The 17,219-nt window shown below is 74.3% G+C and carries 14 protein-coding genes and 4 pseudogenes; 9 read left to right on the top strand and 9 right to left on the bottom strand.

The features are described from left to right. Positions 1 to 69: 69 nt before the first annotated feature. The gene (locus ACFV04_RS22085; RefSeq protein ID WP_380531385.1) at positions 70 to 921 is read left to right on the top strand and encodes an IS5 family transposase; all 852 of its coding nucleotides are present in this window, start codon (positions 70 to 72) and stop codon (positions 919 to 921) included. Positions 922 to 960: 39 nt separating this feature from the next. Here ACFV04_RS22085 and ACFV04_RS22090 read toward each other — a convergent pair. Then, positions 961 to 1,278, bottom strand: a pseudogene (locus ACFV04_RS22090) (transposase); the annotation flags it as partial. Between the two features lie 96 nt (positions 1,279 to 1,374). Further along, positions 1,375 to 2,298, bottom strand: a complete 924-nt coding sequence (locus ACFV04_RS22095) for a LysR family transcriptional regulator (RefSeq protein WP_380531388.1) — start codon at positions 2,296 to 2,298, stop codon at positions 1,375 to 1,377. A 270-nt stretch (positions 2,299 to 2,568) separates the two neighbouring features. Here ACFV04_RS22095 and ACFV04_RS22100 point away from each other — a divergent pair, with 270 nt between their 5' ends. Beyond that, positions 2,569 to 3,153, top strand: a complete 585-nt coding sequence (locus ACFV04_RS22100) for an SRPBCC family protein (RefSeq protein WP_380344097.1) — start codon at positions 2,569 to 2,571, stop codon at positions 3,151 to 3,153. Between the two features lie 26 nt (positions 3,154 to 3,179). Here ACFV04_RS22100 and ACFV04_RS22105 read toward each other — a convergent pair. Further along, positions 3,180 to 3,749, bottom strand: a pseudogene (locus ACFV04_RS22105) (3-deoxy-7-phosphoheptulonate synthase); the annotation flags it as partial. Between the two features lie 44 nt (positions 3,750 to 3,793). Between ACFV04_RS22105 and ACFV04_RS22110 the strand changes: the two are divergent. Both ACFV04_RS22110 and ACFV04_RS22115 read left to right on the top strand, forming a co-directional pair. Continuing rightward, complete coding sequence (locus ACFV04_RS22110) at positions 3,794 to 3,937, top strand: hypothetical protein (protein WP_380531391.1); 144 nt, start codon at positions 3,794 to 3,796, stop codon at positions 3,935 to 3,937. Continuing rightward, a pseudogene (locus tag ACFV04_RS22115) lies at positions 3,934 to 4,820 on the top strand (sugar phosphate isomerase/epimerase family protein). Before ACFV04_RS22110 ends, ACFV04_RS22115 begins: the two are co-directional and overlap by 4 nt. Here the strand turns inward: ACFV04_RS22115 and ACFV04_RS22120 are convergent. The 3 genes from ACFV04_RS22120 to ACFV04_RS22130 form a co-directional block, all read right to left on the bottom strand. Then, positions 4,770 to 7,205 (bottom strand): FtsX-like permease family protein, encoded by a 2,436-nt coding sequence (locus tag ACFV04_RS22120; RefSeq protein ID WP_380531394.1) that lies wholly within the window; start codon positions 7,203 to 7,205, stop codon positions 4,770 to 4,772. The pseudogene ACFV04_RS22115 and the gene ACFV04_RS22120 overlap by 51 nt on opposite strands. After that, entirely contained in the window at positions 7,199 to 7,945 is a 747-nt protein-coding gene (locus ACFV04_RS22125) for an ABC transporter ATP-binding protein (RefSeq protein WP_380531397.1), read from the bottom strand. The genes ACFV04_RS22120 and ACFV04_RS22125 overlap by 7 nt, the downstream gene beginning before the upstream one ends. Positions 7,946 to 8,118: 173 nt before the next feature. Beyond that, on the bottom strand, positions 8,119 to 8,364 hold the full coding sequence (locus ACFV04_RS22130; RefSeq protein ID WP_380531400.1) for a flavin reductase: 246 nt from the start codon (positions 8,362 to 8,364) through the stop codon (positions 8,119 to 8,121). A gap of 37 nt (positions 8,365 to 8,401) precedes the next feature. On the opposite strand from ACFV04_RS22130, the gene ACFV04_RS22135 reads away from it, so the two are divergent. Genes ACFV04_RS22135 through ACFV04_RS22145 form a run of 3 tightly spaced genes read left to right on the top strand, consistent with a single transcriptional unit; the run spans position 8,402 to position 10,765 of the window. Next, positions 8,402 to 9,625 (top strand): histidine kinase, encoded by a 1,224-nt coding sequence (locus tag ACFV04_RS22135; protein ID WP_380531403.1) that lies wholly within the window; start codon positions 8,402 to 8,404, stop codon positions 9,623 to 9,625. Beyond that, complete coding sequence (locus tag ACFV04_RS22140) at positions 9,607 to 10,260, top strand: response regulator (RefSeq protein WP_380531405.1); 654 nt, start codon at positions 9,607 to 9,609, stop codon at positions 10,258 to 10,260. Before ACFV04_RS22135 ends, ACFV04_RS22140 begins: the two co-directional genes overlap by 19 nt. A gap of 43 nt (positions 10,261 to 10,303) precedes the next feature. After that, entirely contained in the window at positions 10,304 to 10,765 is a 462-nt protein-coding gene (locus tag ACFV04_RS22145) for a hypothetical protein (RefSeq protein ID WP_380531408.1), read from the top strand. Between the two features lie 55 nt (positions 10,766 to 10,820). Here the strand turns inward: ACFV04_RS22145 and ACFV04_RS22150 are convergent, their stop codons facing one another. The 3 genes from ACFV04_RS22150 to ACFV04_RS22160 all read right to left on the bottom strand — a co-directional run bounded on the left by ACFV04_RS22150 (position 10,821) and on the right by ACFV04_RS22160 (position 15,279). Then, complete coding sequence (locus ACFV04_RS22150) at positions 10,821 to 11,738, bottom strand: immunity 49 family protein (RefSeq protein WP_380531411.1); 918 nt, start codon at positions 11,736 to 11,738, stop codon at positions 10,821 to 10,823. Positions 11,739 to 12,799: 1,061 nt separating this feature from the next. Continuing rightward, complete coding sequence (locus ACFV04_RS22155; RefSeq protein WP_380531414.1) at positions 12,800 to 14,437, bottom strand: amidohydrolase; 1,638 nt, start codon at positions 14,435 to 14,437, stop codon at positions 12,800 to 12,802. A 116-nt stretch (positions 14,438 to 14,553) separates the two neighbouring features. Continuing rightward, on the bottom strand, positions 14,554 to 15,279 hold the full coding sequence (locus tag ACFV04_RS22160) for a TetR/AcrR family transcriptional regulator (protein WP_380531417.1): 726 nt from the start codon (positions 15,277 to 15,279) through the stop codon (positions 14,554 to 14,556). 72 nt (positions 15,280 to 15,351) lie between these two features. Between ACFV04_RS22160 and ACFV04_RS22165 the strand changes: the two genes are divergently transcribed. Together ACFV04_RS22165 and ACFV04_RS22170 are read left to right on the top strand one after the other, a co-directional pair. Next, positions 15,352 to 16,785, top strand: coding sequence for a purine-cytosine permease family protein (locus ACFV04_RS22165; protein WP_380531420.1), 1,434 nt, complete (start codon positions 15,352 to 15,354; stop codon positions 16,783 to 16,785). 242 nt (positions 16,786 to 17,027) lie between these two features. Next, positions 17,028 to 17,219 (top strand): annotated as a pseudogene (locus tag ACFV04_RS22170) (glycosyltransferase); the annotation flags it as partial.

Consider the following 17,219-nt stretch of genomic DNA (forward strand, 5'->3'; position numbering starts at 1 on the left):
GGCAGCAACGGGCACGCGGCCCTACGCGATCATGGAGTTCTCTACGTTCTGTGACCCCGAAGGACAGCCGTGCCCGCGCTGCCATCCTGCCTGCTCGAACCCCTCTGGGACCAATTCGCCGCACTGCTGCCCACACGACCGGAGTTCGCTGCGAGCCACCCACTCGGCTGCCACCGCCGCAGAGTCCCCGACCGAACCGTGTTCGAACACGTGGTGCTCGCACTGGTCAACGGTTCGGGCTACGAGCGCCTCGCCAGCCACGGATGCTCGGACCGCACCATCCGTCGAAGACTCAAAGAGTGGGCGGAGCAGGGCATTTCCGAGGCCGTCCACGCTCTCGCGCTCCAGGCGTACGACCGCATGATCGGCCTGGAACTGTCTGAGATATCCGTCGACGGCTGCATCACCAAGGCCCCGTGCGGCGGCGAGCGTGCGGGCCGGTCCCCGGTCGACCGCGGGAAGCAGGGCCTGAAACGCTCGATCGCCACCGAGGCCCATGGCGCCCTGCTCGGCCTGGTCGCCGCAGGGGCCAACCGCCACGACTCGCCTCTTCGCGGGCCGACCCTCGAGCCCGCCATCGGGCAGGTCCGGCCCCTGCCTCAGGACGTGAATGTCAACCTCGACCGGGGCTACGACAACAACAAGTCCCGCACTCTGCTTCAGGAGTTGGGCTTCACCGGTGAGATCGCCCGCAAGGGCGTACCCTCCCCAATCCAGGCCGGCAAGCGGTGGATCGTGGAACGAACGCACTCGTGGATGAACGGCTACGGCAAGCTGCGGCGCTGTACCGAGAGGAACGGCGCGGTCGTCGCGTTCTATCTCCACCTGGCCGCCGCACTTGTCACGCTCCGCATGCTGATCCGCCGCGCCACCACCCGTTACCGGTGGGGCGGCCGCCCCACCACACGGCGCCTCAAGTGAGCCATTTGCCGGTCGATCTTAGGATCGCCACCTCCCGGATCACCGCCCTCCCGGTGGGTGAGGGGTGTGCGGCGGGACCGGCAGTGCCTCCCGGGTCGACCCCCGTGGTCCGGGCGGTGCCGCCGGACCCGCGCGGATCATGGCGACCTTGATCATTGCCTCGGTGTGCGCGGTCTTGCGCTCGTCGTCCCGTGCCAACCGTCCGCACCGTCCCAGCCAGGAGAATGTCCGTTCCGCCGCCCACCTGCGGGGCAGCACCTGGAACCCTTTCGCTTCGGCGTTTCGGGGCACCGCCACGACCGTCGGGTTGTCGCGCTCGGAGGCCCAGCCGACGAGGCCCGCGTCGACCACGTCGACCGCGACTACCCGACACTTTCGGAGCCGCCCGCGCGGTTGCGCCGCGCTCCGTACGACGACCTCACCGGCGGGGGCGGCGCGGCCGGCGGGCGGGGGTCAGGCCGTTTCCGGCTGCTCCGCGGGGAGGGCGGCCCCGTCGCCGCAGTGGGCGGCCACGGTGTCGGCGAAGGCGCGGGAGAGGGGGCAGAGGTTGTCCCAGTCGCGGACGGCCCAGCCGGCGGTGAGGGGCGGCAGGTCGGGGAGCGGGAGCAGCCGCAGGCCGGGGTGGCCGGGGCCGCGCCACTGGGGGAGGGCGGGGACGACGGCGTGGCCGAGGCCCAGTTCGGCGAGCAGGATCGCGGTGTCCCAGTCGGCGACGCTGGTGTCGAACACCGGCCGGATGCCCGACCTCCCGAGCCAGGCGTCGAGTTGGGAGCGGGCGACCGAGTTCTGCGGCAGTCCGATGAGCCGGGCGTCCTGGAGGTCGGCGGGCTCGATGCGGGCCCTGGCGGCGAGCGGGTCACCGGCTGCGACGGCGAGGACCCACGGCAGGTCGACGACGGGTCGCCGGCCGATGCCCCTGACCGGGGTGCCGAGGGTGATCCAGGCGAGGTCGACCCGGCCGGCGGTGAGCGCCTCCAGGCAGCTGCGGCTGGACACCTCGGTCTGGAACTCCAGGCTGACCTGCGGGAAGCGCCGGCGGAAGGCCACCACGGCCCCGGACATGAAGTGCTGGATGCTGGTGGCGCCGGTGGTGATCCGGACGGATCCGCCCTCGCCGCGGGCGAGTTCGGCGATCCGGTGCAGCGCGTGGTCGATGCTGCCGAGACCGGTCGCGACGGCGGCCTGGAGCAGGTGGCCCGCCTTGGTCGGGACCACCCCGCGCGGGTGCCGCTCGATCAGGGAGAGGCCGAGCTCGCGTTCGAGCCGCTTCACGTGCTGGCTGACCGCGGACTGGGTGCAGTGGAGGTCACGGGCGACGGCGCTGAGCGAGCCGGCCCGGCAGACCGCGGTGAAGACACGGAGATCGTCGATGGTCACGGCCACCCAAGGTATCGCTTGGGGGTTCCCCAGCAAACCGGTGGATTGACTTGGGTGTTCGCCGGGCTCGATCATCGATTCCGGGCCCAGGGCGGCAACCCGCCCGCCGCCCTCACGGCGTTCCGGACGCGGCGAGGGCAGCGGGTGGGTGTCGACCCGCACCGACGCACACCCGTACGGATCCGCAGAGTCGTCAATCGCAGAGTCGTCACATCGCAGAATGGCTGGTTCGAACCGCGTACGAGGCGCGGGAACACGAGGGGGAACGGAATGCGCTACGCCGAGGGTCCGGGAACGGTCTGCGAGATCTTCGTCCAAGCACCGGTGGAACGGGTGTGGGAGCTGGTGACGGACATCGGACTGCCCGCCCGGCTCAGCCCGGAGCTCCACCGCGTCGCCTGGCTGGACGGCGCGGACGGCCCGGCGCCGGGCGCCCGCTTCGAGGGACACAACCACCGCACCGGCATGTCCGACTGGCGGACCGTCTCCGAGGTGACCGAGCTCACCGGCCCCGTCGACCCCGCTGGCTCGACTGGCTCGACAGGTTCCGCGGACCCCGCCGGTCCCCGGGCCTTCGCCTGGGCTGTGATGGACGCGGACGGCCGCTTCGGCGAGCCGGTGTCCGACGCGGCCGGTGCGCTGGCCCGCTGGCGCTTCGAGCTGACCCCCGAGGACGGCGGCACCCGGCTGCGTCAGTCGGTGGTGATCGGCCCGGGCCGCAGTGGCATGAGCGCCATCATCGAGGCCAAGCCGGAGGTGGAGGAGAAGATCATCGCCTTCCGGCTGGGCGAGCTGCGCACCGCCATGACGGCCACCCTCGAAGGCGTCAAGTCGCTGGCCGAGCAGGGGGAGTAGCGAGTCGGCGGGCGGACCGGGCGGACCTAGCCGGGTCCGCCCGAGCGGCCGCGCAGCATCTCGCCGACCAGGAACGCGAGGTCGAGGGCCTGGCCGCGGTTGAGACGGGGGTCGCAGGCGGTCTCGTAGCGGGTGGGCAGCCGTTCGATGGTGACCGGGTCGCTGCCGCCGACGCACTCGGTGACGTCGGCGCCGGACAGCTCGATGTGGAGGCCGCCCGGGTGGGCACCCAGGGAGTGCTGGACCTCGAAGAAGCCGCGGACCTCGTCGACGATCGCCTCGACCTCGCGGGTCTTGCGCCCGTCCGGGGCGGTGACGGTGTTGCCGTGCATGGGGTCGCACACCCAGCCCACCCGGATCCCCTCGGCGCGGGACTTCTCCACCAGGGCGGGCAGCAGGTCCCGTACGCGCCCGGCGCCCATCCGGACCACGAAGGTCAGCCTGCCGGGCTCGCGGTCGGGGTCGAGCCGGTCGGCGTAGCCGAGGATCTCGTCCGGGGTGGCGGTGGGGCCGACCTTCACCGCCACCGGGTTGGCGATCCGGGAGCAGAACTCCACGTGGGGTCCGTCGAGCCGGCGGGTGCGCTCGCCGATCCAGCGGGCCCTCGAAGTCGGGGGCGCTGTCGAGCACGATCAGGACGGTGCTGGGCCAGTCCGGGCTGATCGCCACCATGCGCAACCGCAACACGGTCCTGCACACCGTGACCCCGCTGGGGATGGCACTGCTGGCTGTGCCCCAGCAGGCACAGCCCGCGGTGCCCGCGGTGCCCGCGGGCACCGCGTGAACGCGGGGGAGCCGTACCGCCTCGGCTACGGCACCAACGGCTTCGCCAACCACCGCCTGGACGACGCGCTGCGGACCATCGCGGACCTCGGCCACACCGCGGTGGCGCTCACCCTCGACCACGCCCACCTGGACCCGTACGCGCCGGGCCTGCCCGCCGAGGCGGGCCGGGTGGCCGGGCTGCTGTCGGAGCTCGGGCTGCGCTGCGTGGTCGAGACCGGCGCCCGCTACCTGCTGGACCCGCGCCGCAAGCACCATCCGACCCTGGTGAGCGAGGCCGCCGGGGTCCGGGTGGACTTCCTCGCCCGGGCGGTGTGGATCGCCGCCGAACTCGGCGCGGACTGCGTGTCGTTCTGGTCCGGGATCCGGCCGGCCGAGGTCCCGCCGGCCACGGCCGGCGAGCGGCTGCGGGCGGGGATCACCGAGGTGCTGGGGTCTGCGACCGGTACGCTGTCCCGCTCGGCCTGGAGCCCGAACCAGGGATGTTCGTCGCGCACCTGGAGCAGGCGCTCGCCCTGCGCGCCGCCCTGGGCGGGCCGGAGCTGCTCGGCATCACCCTGGACGTCGGACACTGCGTCGCGGTCGAGCCGGTCGACGCCGCGGCCTGCGTGCGCCGGGCCGGTGACCTCCTGGTGAACGTGCAACTCGACGACGCGCGCCCGCTGGTGCATGAACACCTCGAATTCGGAGAAGGGGAACTGGACCTGCCGGGCACGCCGGCCGCGCTGCGCGAGGTCGGCTACCGCGGGGTCGCCGCGGTCGAACTGCCCCGGCACAGCCACGCGGCGCCCGAGACGGCCGCACGGGCCTTCCGGGCGTTGCGTGGCGGTCCGTCAGGCGGCCACCCGGGCGCCGGTGCGGCGCAGCGCCATCCGGGCCGGTAGCACGCTGGCCGCCAGGGCGAGGAGCAGGCACACCCCGATGGTCAGTGCCATGGTGGACCACGGCAGGTTGAGGTTGACGTTGGTGCCGAGCTGCGAGGACAGGCCCGAGCGGATGCCGACCAGGGTGACCACCGCGATCAGCAGCCCGAGCGTCGTGCCGATGCCGACCGCCAGCGCCGATTCGGCGGCGACGATCCGCAGCACCTGGCGCCGGGTGGCGCCGGACAGCCGCAGCACCGCGAAGTCCGCGGCCCGTTCGGCGGTCGCCATCAGCAGCGTGTTGGCGATGGCGAGGCAGGTGTAACCGAGCGACATGCCGATCAGGATGATCAGGAAGATCCGGACCAGGTCGTCGTCCTCGGAGTTGGTGCGGGAGGCGTACTCCGCGGTGCTCAGCGACTGCGCGCCGAGCGGCGCGAGGGTGGACGCGGAGGTGGTGCCGGCGGTGTACACCACCGAGGTGAGCGCCGAGGGGTCGTGCGCCCGGACGGTGCCGGTGGTCAGCAGCACGCTCGACGTCGAGGAGTTGTCGGTGATCTCGGCCACGACCCTGACGTCCACGGTGCGTCCGTCCTCGAAGGTGACCGGGACGCTCCGGCCGGTGGTCCACCCCAGCCAGCTCGCCGTGGATGCCTTGACGACCATGGTGTTGTCGCCCTTCAGGTCGTCCAGGGAGCCCGAGGAGACGGTCATCCTGGTCCGCGCCTTCCGGAACGCGGTGTCGCTCATCCCCACCGCGCCGACGTGGTCGGTGCCGCCCGCGTAGAGCTGGGTGGGCAGCAGCGAGGCGCCGCCCGGCACCGCGGCGACGGCGGCGTCGGACAGTCCGGGCGTCCCCTGCGGGGTGACCACCGAGGTGGCCTCCTGCTTGACGGTCTCCTCCAGGGCGTAGCCGGTGGCCTTCATCTGGAACAGGCCCGCGATCAGCACCGCGAGGCCGACCGTGACCAGGACCGGGGCGGCCGTCGAGGCGGTCCTGCGCACGGCGGTCAGCGAACTCTCCCGGGCCACCATGCTGGTGGCGCCGCGCAGCCCGGCCAGCGGCCACCAGACCGCGCGGACGATCAGCGGGATGACGGCAGGCGCGAACAGGGTGAGCCCGACGATCAGCGCCATCGCGGCGTAGAGGGCATTGTTGATCATGCTGTCGGACTCGCTGTCCGCCGCGACCACGACCAGCCCCAGCCCCAGCACGGTGAAGACGCCGCCGGCGATCCACCGGCCGCGGGTCATCGGCCGGTGCTCGACGGTCGCCTCGCGCAGCGCCTCCAACGGGGCGATCCGGGCCGCCCGGCGGGACGCCGACCAGACCCCGAGCATCGCGACCACCAGCCCCAGGGCGAACGAGCCGAGCAGCGGCAGCGCCTGGAACCGCACGGTGAAGCCGGCCGGCTCCAGACCGCCCTCGACCATCAGCGAGCCCAGGGCGGGCGCCAGCAGCGCGCCGAGCACCACGCCCGTCAGACCGGCCGCCAGGCCGACGCCGAGCGACTCGGCGTACATCATCCGCTTGATCTGGCGCGGGGTGGCACCGATCGTCCGCAGCAGGCCGAACTCGCGCCGCCGCTGGACGATCGCGAACGCGAAGGTCGACGCCACCACGAAGATCGAGACGAAGGCGGTCAGCCCGGCCATCGCGATCAGGATCTGCATGCCGATCCAGCGGGTCTTCTCGGCGCTCCTGGCCTCCAGCTCGGCCAGCGCGTCGCCGTGCAGGACCTTTCCGTCGCCGCCCACCGCGGCGGTCGCCGCGGCGGCGACGGCGGACACGTCCGCGCCCGGCGCGGTGACCAGGCCGATCACCCGGGCCCCGGGCGCAAGGGCCTCGGCGGCGGTGTCGGAGACGTAGAAGGAGGGTGAGGCGACGGTGCCCGAGACGGTGTACGAGGCCGGTCCGGCGGCAGTGAGCAGGGTGACCGCGGAGCCGGGCGCCAGCCCCAGGGAGGCGTCCACGACGACCTGGCGGTCGCCGGTCGGGGCGCTGCCCGAGGCCAGCTGCTCGGGGCCGAAGGCGGCGCTGGACCAGGCGTGTCCGCGCAGCTCCGAGCCCGGGTCGGCGACCGGCTTGCCGTCGATCACGGTCTGGGCGTAGAAGGCGCGGTCCGGTACGGCCTTCGCCACGCCGGGAACGCCGCCGAGCGCCCGCAGCAGTTCGGCGGTGCGCTGCTGGGACCAGGGCTTGCTGGGGGTGAAGGTGCCGTCGGACTGGTCGACGCCCGGACTCTGCACCACGACCTGGGTGGCGGCGTACCGCCGGGGCACCTCCGGTTCGGCGGAGGTGAGGACCAGGGCGGTCATGGTCAGGATCGTCACGCCCAGGCCGAGCGCGACGAAGGTCCCGAGGAAGGACGCCCAGCGCTTGCGGATGGTGGCGAGGCTCAGCATGCCGGTGCCTCCAGGGCGGCCATCCGGCCGGCGATCGTCTCGACGCTGCTGCGGCCGTGCAGCTGCTCCACGATCCGGCCGTCGGCGAGCAGGAGGACGCGGTCGGCGTAGGACGCGGCCGCCGGGTCGTGGGTCACCATGATCACGGTCTGCCGGTGGCGGTCGACGATGCCGCGCAGCAGCCCGAGCACGTCGTGCGAGGTGCGGGTGTCCAGGGCGCCGGTCGGCTCGTCGGCGAACAGCACCGCGGGCTGGGTGATCAGGGCCCGGGCGATCGCGACCCGCTGCTGTTCGCCGCCGGACATCTCGCTCGGCCGGTGCCGGCCGCGGTGGCCGAGCCCGACCTCGGTGAGCGCGGCGGTGAGCTCGGCCCGGTCGGGCCGGCGCCCGGCCAGCCGCAGCGGGAGCGCCACGTTCTGTTCGGCGGTCAGGGCGGAGACCAGGTTGAAGGCCTGGAAGACGAAGCCGACCCGCTCGCGGCGCAGCAGGGTCAGCCGGGTCTCGTCGAGGCCGCTGAGTTCGGTGTCGTCGATGACCACCTTGCCGTCGGTGACCCGGTCAAGACCGGCCGCGCAGTGCAGCAGCGTCGACTTGCCGGAACCGGAGGGGCCCATGACGGCGGTGAACGTGCCGCGGGGGAAGGCGACGGTGACGTCGTCGAGTGCGGTCACGACTTGGGCGCCGGTGCCGTACTGCTTGGTCACGGACCAGAGCTGGACCGTGTCGGTCGAGTTCGTCATGTTCCCAGCCAACCCTTTCGCAGGAGGTGCCCGCAGGGGCGTAGGCGCGAGATCCGGAGTAGAGCTGGCTCTACCCCCCCGCGGTCGCGCCGCCGGCCGCGGAACCGAAGCGGCCGGCCGGGCCTGGAGGCTTCCAGGCCCGGCCGGCAGGTGGTCGCGGGCGTGCGCCGGGCTCAGCGCAGCGCCTCGTCGGGGAGTTCCGCCGCGGCCCAGCTGCCGTAGCGGCGTAGCCCGTAGAGCAGCGGAGTGGGCGGGTGCTCGCGGTAGCGCCGGATCCGCAGCACCCGGCCGAGGTCCAGCGTGTGGTCACCGACCGGCAGGGCCCGGGAAATCCGGCAGTCCGCCGCGGCGGTGGCGTCAGGGGTGTCGGAGGCGGGACGCCCTGGGGGCTGTCCTGACTCCGGAGGTAGTGCCAGCACCCCTTCGGCCGCCGGTGGGAGCGGCTAGGGTCGCAAGGTGATCGTTCGCAACACCCTGGAGGCCCTGGCGCAGCGGCCGTTGGCGTTCCTCGGCTCGTCGTGGCCCTGGCGCTCGCTGGGCTTCCTGCTGTCAGGGGCCGTGGTGGGCGCGGGCGCCGTAGGGCTGGCCGCGTTGCCGGTGCTGCTGTGGGACGGGCTGGGGCCCGGCGCGGTGGCGGTCGTGCTGCCGCTGGTGGCAGTGGCCGGGTGGGCCGCCGCCGGGTACGAGCGGTGGCGGCTGCGGCTGGTGACGCCCGCCCGCGTCGCGTCGGCACCGGAACCGGGCCCCGCCGGCGTGCGGGCGCGGCTGCGGGAACTGGTCAGGGCTCCCGGGACGCTGCGCGACCTCGGCTACGGGCTGGTGTCCCTGCTGCTGCTCTGGTGGATCGACCTCGGACTGACCGCCGTCGGCCTCGGTGCTCCGCTGTTCCTGATCACCGCGCCGTTCCAGCCGACCGCGAACCCCGCCGTCTCCTGGCTCGGCCCCCTCGCCGGGCTCGTGCTCGTCCCCGTCGCGGCCTACCCGGTGGCGGCCTGGGCCGGGGTGCGGGCGGTGACCGCCCAGGCCGTCCTGGAGCCGGCCGAGGACGAGCTGACCCGGGTGGTGGCCTCGCGGGCGCGGCTGGTGGACGCCTACGAGGTGGAGCGCCGCCGGATCGAGCGGGACCTGCACGACGGGGCCCAGCAGCGACTCGTCTCACTGTCCGTCAAACTCGGCCTGGCGGGCCTCGACCTGCCCGAGGACTCGCCCGGCGGGCGGCAGGTGCGGGAGGCCCAGCAGGAGGTCAAGCAGGCGCTGCAGGAACTGCGTGAACTGATCCACGGCATCCACCCGCAGATCCTCACCGACCGGGGACTGGAACCGGCGGTGCGGGACGTCGCGGGCCGCTCGGCGGTGCCCGTGGACGTCGACGTTGAGCTGCCCGGGCGGGCACCCGCCCCGGTCGAGGCCGCCGCGTACTTCGTGGTCTGCGAGGCGCTGGCCAACGTGGTCAAGCACAGCGGCGCCCGGCGGGCGTCCGTGCGCGGCCGGGCGGCGGCGGGCGGGCTGGTCCTGGAGATCCGGGACGACGGGGCCGGCGGCGCCGACCCGGCCGGCGGGACCGGCCTGCTGGGCATCACCGACCGTCTTGCCGTGCTCGACGGCACCCTGTCCCTGCGGTCCCCGGCCGGTGGCCCGACCGTCCTGCGAGTGGAGATCCCGTGCAAGCACTTCGGCTAGTCATCGCGGAGGACTCGGTGCTCCTGCGGGAGGGCCTGGTCTCCCTGCTGGAGCGGTTCGGGCACACCGTGGCCGCCGCCGTCGGCGACGCGCCGGCCCTGGTCGAAGCCGTCCGGGAGCACCGGCCGGACGCCGTCATCGTCGACGTCCGGATGCCCCCGGACAACACCGACGACGGCCTGCGCGCGGCGCGCCGGCTGCGCGCCGAGGACCCGCGCCTGCCCGTCCTGGTGCTCAGCCAGTACGTCTCGCAGGGCTACACGGCGGAACTGATCGCCGCCGGTGACCGCGGGGCGGGCATGGGCTACCTGCTGAAGGACCGGATCGGCGAGGTGCAGGAGTTCGTTTCCGCCCTCACCAGCGTGGTCGAGGGTGGCACGGTGGTCGACCCCGAAGTGGTCCGCCAGCTGCTGACCCGCCGTCACGACCCGCTCCAGCGGCTCAGCCCCAAGGAACGGGAAGTGCTGGGGCTGATCGCAGAGGGCCGTTCCAACGCGGCCATCGCCCGGCGGCTGGTGGTCACCGAGGCGACGGTGTCCAAGCGGATCGCGAGCATCTTCACCAAGCTGGACCTGCCGCAGGCGCCGGACGACCACCGGCGGGTGCTGGCGGTGATCACCTACCTGGGGTCCTGAGGCGCCCGGGGTCCTGAGGGGCCGCGACCCGCTGGCCGCAGCTGTGCGGTGCGGGGGTGCCGGGAGCGCCCGCTGCCTCGCGGAGGGCTTCGACGACGGCGGCCCGCAGCAGCGGGGTGCGGCCCTCGGCGCCCCGGGCCTCGACCGCGCCCACCTGCTCGGCTGGACCACCGACGCCCGCACCGACGAGCACCTCGCCGACTGCCCCGCCCCGGTGGCCGACGTCGGCGCCGACCTGCTGGACCTGCCGCTGGACCTGCCACCGGCCACCCTGAGGCCGGGCACGCCCGCCGACCTCATGGTGGTGACCGGCGCGTGCCTGCCGCAGGTCGTGATCGACCTGCCACCGCGCGAACTCGTGGGCCGCGCGGGCCGGGTGGTCGCCCGCGACGGCCGGTTCACGGGCGGACCCGGGCCGACCCGGGCCGATCCGCCGGGCGGCACCGTCGCGCGAACCCGCCGGACGGGCCCGCCGGACGGGCCTTCGGGCCGGTGGGGCCGGTAGGGCCGGTGCGGCCCGGGTCGGGCCGGTAGGGCCGGGTGGTCCGCGTGGGGGCGGTTCAGCCCGCCGTGCCGACCAGGGCCGCCGGGAGGTAGCCGGAGGTCGTGCCCAGCTCCCAGCCGTGCGCCTGGACGGCGAGCGCGGCGAGGGCGATCGGGACGACCGGGAGCAGGGTGCGGGGCCGGGCCGTGGAGGGCGTGCCGGTCCGGTGGCGGGCGAGGCGGGTGGCGAGCGCCTCCTCGAAGGCCTCCCGGTCGTCCTCCAGCAGGACCCGCAGCAGCATCTGGTCCTGACTCAGCCCGTCCGCCCACGCCGCGCCCGCGGCGTCCAGGGCCGCGGCGGCGGCCGCGCGCTCCCCGGCGTCCGGCTTGCGCAGCGGGACGGGCCCGGGGGCGACCCACGGCGAGCGCTCCGTCTCCACGATGTAGAGGTAGCGGCGGAGGGCGTCCATCCCGGCGAGGTCGGGCGGGCTGGAGACCGAGGTCCGGTCCGAGTGGGGCAGGTGCTCGCGTATCGCGGGTGCGTAGTCGTCGGCGAGCAGCGGGCCGAGCATCCGGTCGCGGTCCCGGAGCAGGCCGCTGATCACGCCCATCGCGAAGGCCTCCACCCAGGTCGCGGCCGTGGGTGCGAAGTCGATCGTGGCGCCGAAGGTGATGTCCTCGCTGTCCAGCGTCTCGCCGATGTACGGGAACGGGACGGTGAAGTCGCCCCGGGGGAAGCAGCCGAGCTGGAGCACGCCGAGCGAGCACTCGGCCGCCGTCCACAGGGCGGCGCGGGCGTCGGCACCGGCGAGCGCCGGGTCCTCCAGGGAGAGGGCGCCGAGGTGGTCGAGCAGTTCCTCGCCCATCGCGCGGACAGACCCGATGGTCAGGTCGTCCTCGATGTCGTACCAGTGGCGGCGGACCCGGCCGTTGACGTCCCCCAGGGCGTCCCGGATCCGCTGCTGGGCCACCGTGTGGCACGCCACTTCCACCACTTGCTGCCGCCTCCCCGTCGGTGCCGCGGACACGTGTTCCGCGATCTTGTGCTGACGGGGGCACGCTAGCAGCGGCCACCGACAATGCGTGCAGTTCAGCGGGGGCGGGCCGCGGTGGTCCCGTGGAGGTGGACCGGCGCGTCGTGAACCGGGGCGGTGAAGGTGAAGGGGATGGCGGACCGGGCGGTGCTCCGGGGGTCCGCGCTGCCCACGCGTGCGCCGCGGAGCGGGTACGCGGCGGAGCCCGGTCCATCGGCCGCGGGCCGTTCCCGGTGTTCCCGGGTTCCCTGTGCTCCGACGCTCCGTCCGGCTGACTCGCCGGGGCCGCCGGGGCCGACGTTGCTGTCGCATAGGGCGGTTCGCGACCGCTCCTCGACCGGGTGCAGTGGTCGGAGGCGGTCGACACCGGGCGGATCGTCGATCACCGAGGGGCTCCGGAGCGCCGAGGGAGTTCCGCCGAGTCGAGCAGGGAGCCCTCCCGGAGGCCGGACGCGACGGGGGATGCGTTGCTGGGTGCCGGGTGTCGAGTGTGGGCGTCAGGGTTGCCGGGCCTCGGGGCCGGAGGGCCGGGCGTCAGGTCGTCGAGTGGACGAACTGCTGATAGCAGGCGACGTCGTACTGGGACGGCGCGCCCGCGGCGCCGTAGGCCTGGCCGCCCTGGCCGCCCTTGCCGCCGTTCGGCCGGCTGCCGGAGCCCGGCTCGTCGAAGGGGGAGCCGGGGGAGGAACTGGTGCGTCCCGGGGCGGATCCGCCGGCCGCCAGGAAGTCCTGGCAGGTCTGGTTCGGCGGCCCCGGCTGGTTCGGGGTGGGGTTCGCGAAGGCAGCGGGCGCGCCACCCAGGCGAAGGAGCCGGCGAGCACCCCGGTGGCGGCGGTGCGGAGCATCGTGCTCCTCGGTCGGGCACGTGCGGTGGGACCGGGCGTCCCCGCGTCCCCGTTCGGGGGTGGGGAGCGGGGCTTCCCGGCGTTCAGACCGCGGGGGCCGCCCGGTGTTCAGGCCGCGGGAGCCGCCCGCTGTTCAGGCGGCAGGAACCGGGGACGGATCGGCGGGCGGTCGGTCCGTCAGAGGCAGTCGGCCCGGTGGGTGGGCCGCCCGTCCAGGACGGTGAGCAGGACGGGGAGGTCGGCGAGTTCGGTGGCCGGGGTGGTGAGCGGGTCGGTGGCCGTCACGGTGAGGTCGGCGCGGTGACCGACGACGAGCCGGCCCGCCGACTGCTCCTCGCCGGCCGCGTGGGCGGCGTTGACGGTCATCGCCCGCAGCGCCTCCAGGGCGGTGAGTGCCTGGCCGGGGTTGTGCGGGGGCTGGTCGAGGTCGCGGGTCGGGCGGCGGTGCCGGGCGCCGGCCATGACGCCCAGCGGCGGGTAGGGGGCGATCGGCCAGTCCGAGCCGAGGACGACGGTGGCCCCCGCGTCCCACAGGTCGCGGCAGCGCCAGGCACGGTCGGCCCGCTCGGTGCCGAGGCGGCGGGACCAGTTGTCGGTGTGGTCGGCCCGGGTGAAGTCGCAGCAGTGGGTGGGCTGCATGGAGGCGGTCACGCCCAGCTCGGCGAAGCGGCGGAGGAGTTCGTCGGGGACGGTCTCGATGTGCTCGATCCGGTGCCGCACGCCCGGGGCTGCCCCGCCCGGCGCCCGCGTGCCCGAGGCCTTCTCGATCGAGTCGAGCGCGTGCCGGACGGCGGCGTCGCCGATCGCGTGGGTGGCGGTCGGCACGCCGGCCCGGTGCAGTTCCCCGATGACGTGGGTGTAGTGCGCCGGGTCGGGCCAGAAGGCGTGGGTGGACTCGCCGTGGCAGTCCGGGCGCTCCAGCCAGGCGGTGCCGTTGTCGATCGTGCCGTCCATGAACAGCTTGACGCCGTCCACCCGCCAGAGCCGCCCGCCCCGGTGCTGCTGCCCGACCAGGGCGCGCAGGCCGTCCGCGTCCACGCCCGGCTGGCACCAGGGGGCGACGCGCAGGCGTAGCGGCAGTTCGCCGGCCCCGTCCAGCTCGGCGTAGAGGTCGAGGCTGTCGCCGTTGGCGTCCATGGCGTGGCCGCCGGTGAGGCCGGCGGCGGCCATGGCGCGCAGCGCGGCGGCGAGGCGCTCGCGGCGCTCGGTGCGGGTGGGCTGCGGGGCGGCGCGCTCGACCAGCTCGCAGGCGGCGTCCTCCAGCAGCAGCCCGGTGGGGCGGCCGTCGGCGTCGCAGACCACCTCGGCCGCCTGGTCGAAGGTGCGCGGGCCGTCCACGCCGGCCAGCTCCAGGGCGCGCGGACTGGCGAGCATGGAGTGGGCGTCGAAGAGCTGGATCAGCGCGGGGACGCCGTCCAGGACGGGCGCGAGCGCGGCGGACTCCACCGGGCGGTCGCCGAAGGCGTTCGGGTCCAGGCCCCAGGCGTGCAGCCAGGCGCCGCGGTCGAGGCGGCGGACCTCGGCGGCGAGGGAGGTGCGGACGGCGTCCAGGTCGGCACAGCCGGAGAGGTCCAGGCCGTGGGTGAGTTCGGCGCCGGTGACCGGGTGCAGGTGGCCGTCGACCAGGCCGGGGGTGACCACGGCGCCCTTGAGGTCGATCACGGTGGTCGCGGGGTCGGCGAGTGCGCGGATCGTGCGGTCGTCGCCGAGGGCGGCGATCCGGCCGTCGACGACGGCGAGCGCGGTCTGCGGGAGGAAGCCGCCGGCGGCGGGGTCGAGCAGGCGGGCGGAGAGGAGGACGAGGGAGGTACGCACTTCGGCTCCAGTGGTCGCGCGGGGTGGGGGAGTCGGGGCGGGGACCGGCCGGTGTCGGTGCCGGGGGCCGGTCGGTGCCGGACCGGGGACCGGTGGACGGCGGGGTTCCGGCGGGGTCAGGGCTGCTCGGTGGCGTCGGTGGTGTCGGCGGCAGTGGGGGTGACGGCGGCAGTGGTGTCGGTGGTGCCGGGAAGCTCTGGGTGCTCGGCGGGCTCCGGGGTGGCCAGGACGCCGTCGGCCAGGCCGAGTTCGCGTTCGGCGGTGGCGGCGGCGAGGCGGGTGACGGCGGACGGGTGGTTGCCCAGCCCGGTGTTGGCGTGGCCCGCCAGGCCGTCGATCACCACGAGGATCCGGACCGCCGTCAGGACCGGCTCCCCGCTGCGGAATTCGCCCTGGTCGACCCCGGCGGCGATGACGCCGCTGAGCCGGCCGCGCCAGTCCTTCTCCTGGGCGAGTACGCGGTCGCGCAGGACGGGGCGGTAGCGGCTGAGGTGGCGGGCGTTGAGCCAGAGCCGGCTCATGTCGTCGTAGTCCGGCCCGGTGGTGCGGGCGAAGAAGCGGGTGAGGTGCTTCAGCGGGGACCCGTCCTGCGGGTCGGCGGGCAGCAGCGTCTCCAGTTCGGCGGTGGCGGCGCTGCCGAAGGCCTCGGCGACGAGGTCCTCCACGGCGGGGAAGTAGTGGCTGATCAGGCCGGGCCGGACGTCGAGCTGCTCGGCGATCCGGCGCAGGGTGATGCACTCCAGGCCCTCGGTGAGGGCGACCTCGGCCGCGGCCCCGACGATCTCTGCCCGCCGGTCGTCGGGCGACTTGCGAACCCTTTTGCGCTGAACGCTTGACGTCATGTGGCGGATGCTATTGAGTGTGCGACCAATAAGCAAGCAGGCGGGCACGACACCCCCCACGGAGGGCCCCCAATGGCGTCCACGCTCCCGGACCACCCCCACACCTCCCCGGACCTCTCCCGACCCGCCGCCACCCCGCACCAGCAGGAGCGGAACGGTCGGGTCGAGGTCCACGGCATCGATCACATCCCCGAAACCGAACGCCGTGGCCGCGCCCGCGAACTGTTCTCCGTCTGGGCGGCGGCCAACGTCAACTACCTCAACCTGGTCGTCGGCGGCGCGCTCGTACTGACCGGCCTCAGCCTCTGGCAGGCCTTCGCGGTGGTCGTCACCGGCAACCTGTTCTGGCTCGGCACCGGCCTGCTGTCCGTCTCCGGGCCGGCCGCCGGCGCGCCCAGCGAGGTCATCACCCGCGCCATGTACGGCGTGCGCGGCAACCGCGTGAACAACGCCGTCACCGGCTGGATGATCTCCGTCTGCTACTTCGCGCTGAACCTCGCCGCGGCCGCCGTCGCCGCCTTCTCACTCGTCGAGCGGGCCGGACTCACCCCCACCACCCCGATCAAGATCGCCATCGTGGTCGCGATCGTCGTGCTCACGCTCACCATCAGCGTGTACGGCCACGCCGTGATCGTCCGGCTCTACCTGCCGATCACCCTCGCGCTCACCGCGGCCTTCGCGGTCGTCGGCTACGCCATCGTCCGGCACGCCGACTTCGGCTGGACCCAACCCGAACCGCTCACCGGCGGTCGGCTGTGGGCTGCGGTCCTCGCCGGCGTCACCCTGATCGCCTCCGGGCCGCTCTCCTACACCACCAGCGCCGACTTCTCCCGCTACCTGCCCGTCAGCACCTCCCCCCGCGCCGTCCTCGGCTGGACGGCTCTCGGCGGCTTCCTGCCCAGCGTCGTGGTCGGCGGCCTCGGCGTGCTCGGCGCCACGGCCGTCGACATGACCGACCCGCAGGCCGCCCTGCAGCGGATCCTGCCCGGCTGGTTCAACCCGGTCTTCCTGCTGTCCCTGGTCATCGGCACCATCGCCGTCAATGCCCTCACCGCTTACAGCGCTGGCCTCGCCCTGCAGGCCGTCGGCATCCGCATCCGACGCACCCTCAGCGTGCTGGTGGACGGCGCGGTCGCGGTCGCGCTGACCCTGTACGCGCTGCTGGTCTCCAACTTCCTCGACACCGTCAGCAACGTCCTCCAGCTGACCGTCGTCCTGCTGGGCCCCAGCACCGCGATCTACGCCACCGACATCCTGCTGCGCCGCAACCGCTACGACGGCCGCGCCCTGGGCGACGAGAGCCCCGACAGTCCCTTCTGGTACCGCGCGGGCTTCAACCCCGCCGGCGCCCTCGCCCTCACCGGCGGCGTGGTCGGCGCGGCCCTCTGCGTGGACACCCTCTACACCGGCCCGGTGGCCGCCCTGACCGGCGTCGACCTGGCCCTGCCCGCGGGCATCGCCGTGGCGGCCGTCGCGTACGCCCTGCTGATGCGGCGCCGCGTGTGACGTGAGCCGGGGCCGGTGGGTCGAGGGGTCGGGCGGGCCGGGCGGGCAGCCCGGCCCGTGGGCCGCCGGAACGGCGGCGGACACGGGTCGTGGACACGGGTCGCGGACATGAGAACGGCAGGGAGATCGCACTCCCTGCCACTTCCAAGCTATAGCGCACCCCGGGGCTTGCGGCAAGGCCCCGGGTGGAGCGCAGAATCGTTGGTCGAGAGGCTGTGACCTGCGGAAACGGGAGTCCTGAAATGCGCGTGTTGTTGACGACATGGGGATCGCGCGGCGATGTCGAACCGCTGGCCGGACTGGCGGCGGCGCTGCAGGGGCTCGGCGCGGAGGTGAGGGTGTGCGCGCCGCCGGACCAGGAGTTCGTGGACCTGCTGGCCCGGATCGGAGTGCCGCTGGTGCCACTCGGTCCGACGGTGTACTCGGTGGTCGCC

Source organism: Kitasatospora sp. NPDC059599 (assembly GCF_042735125.1).
Taxonomy (GTDB): domain Bacteria; phylum Actinomycetota; class Actinomycetes; order Streptomycetales; family Streptomycetaceae; genus Kitasatospora.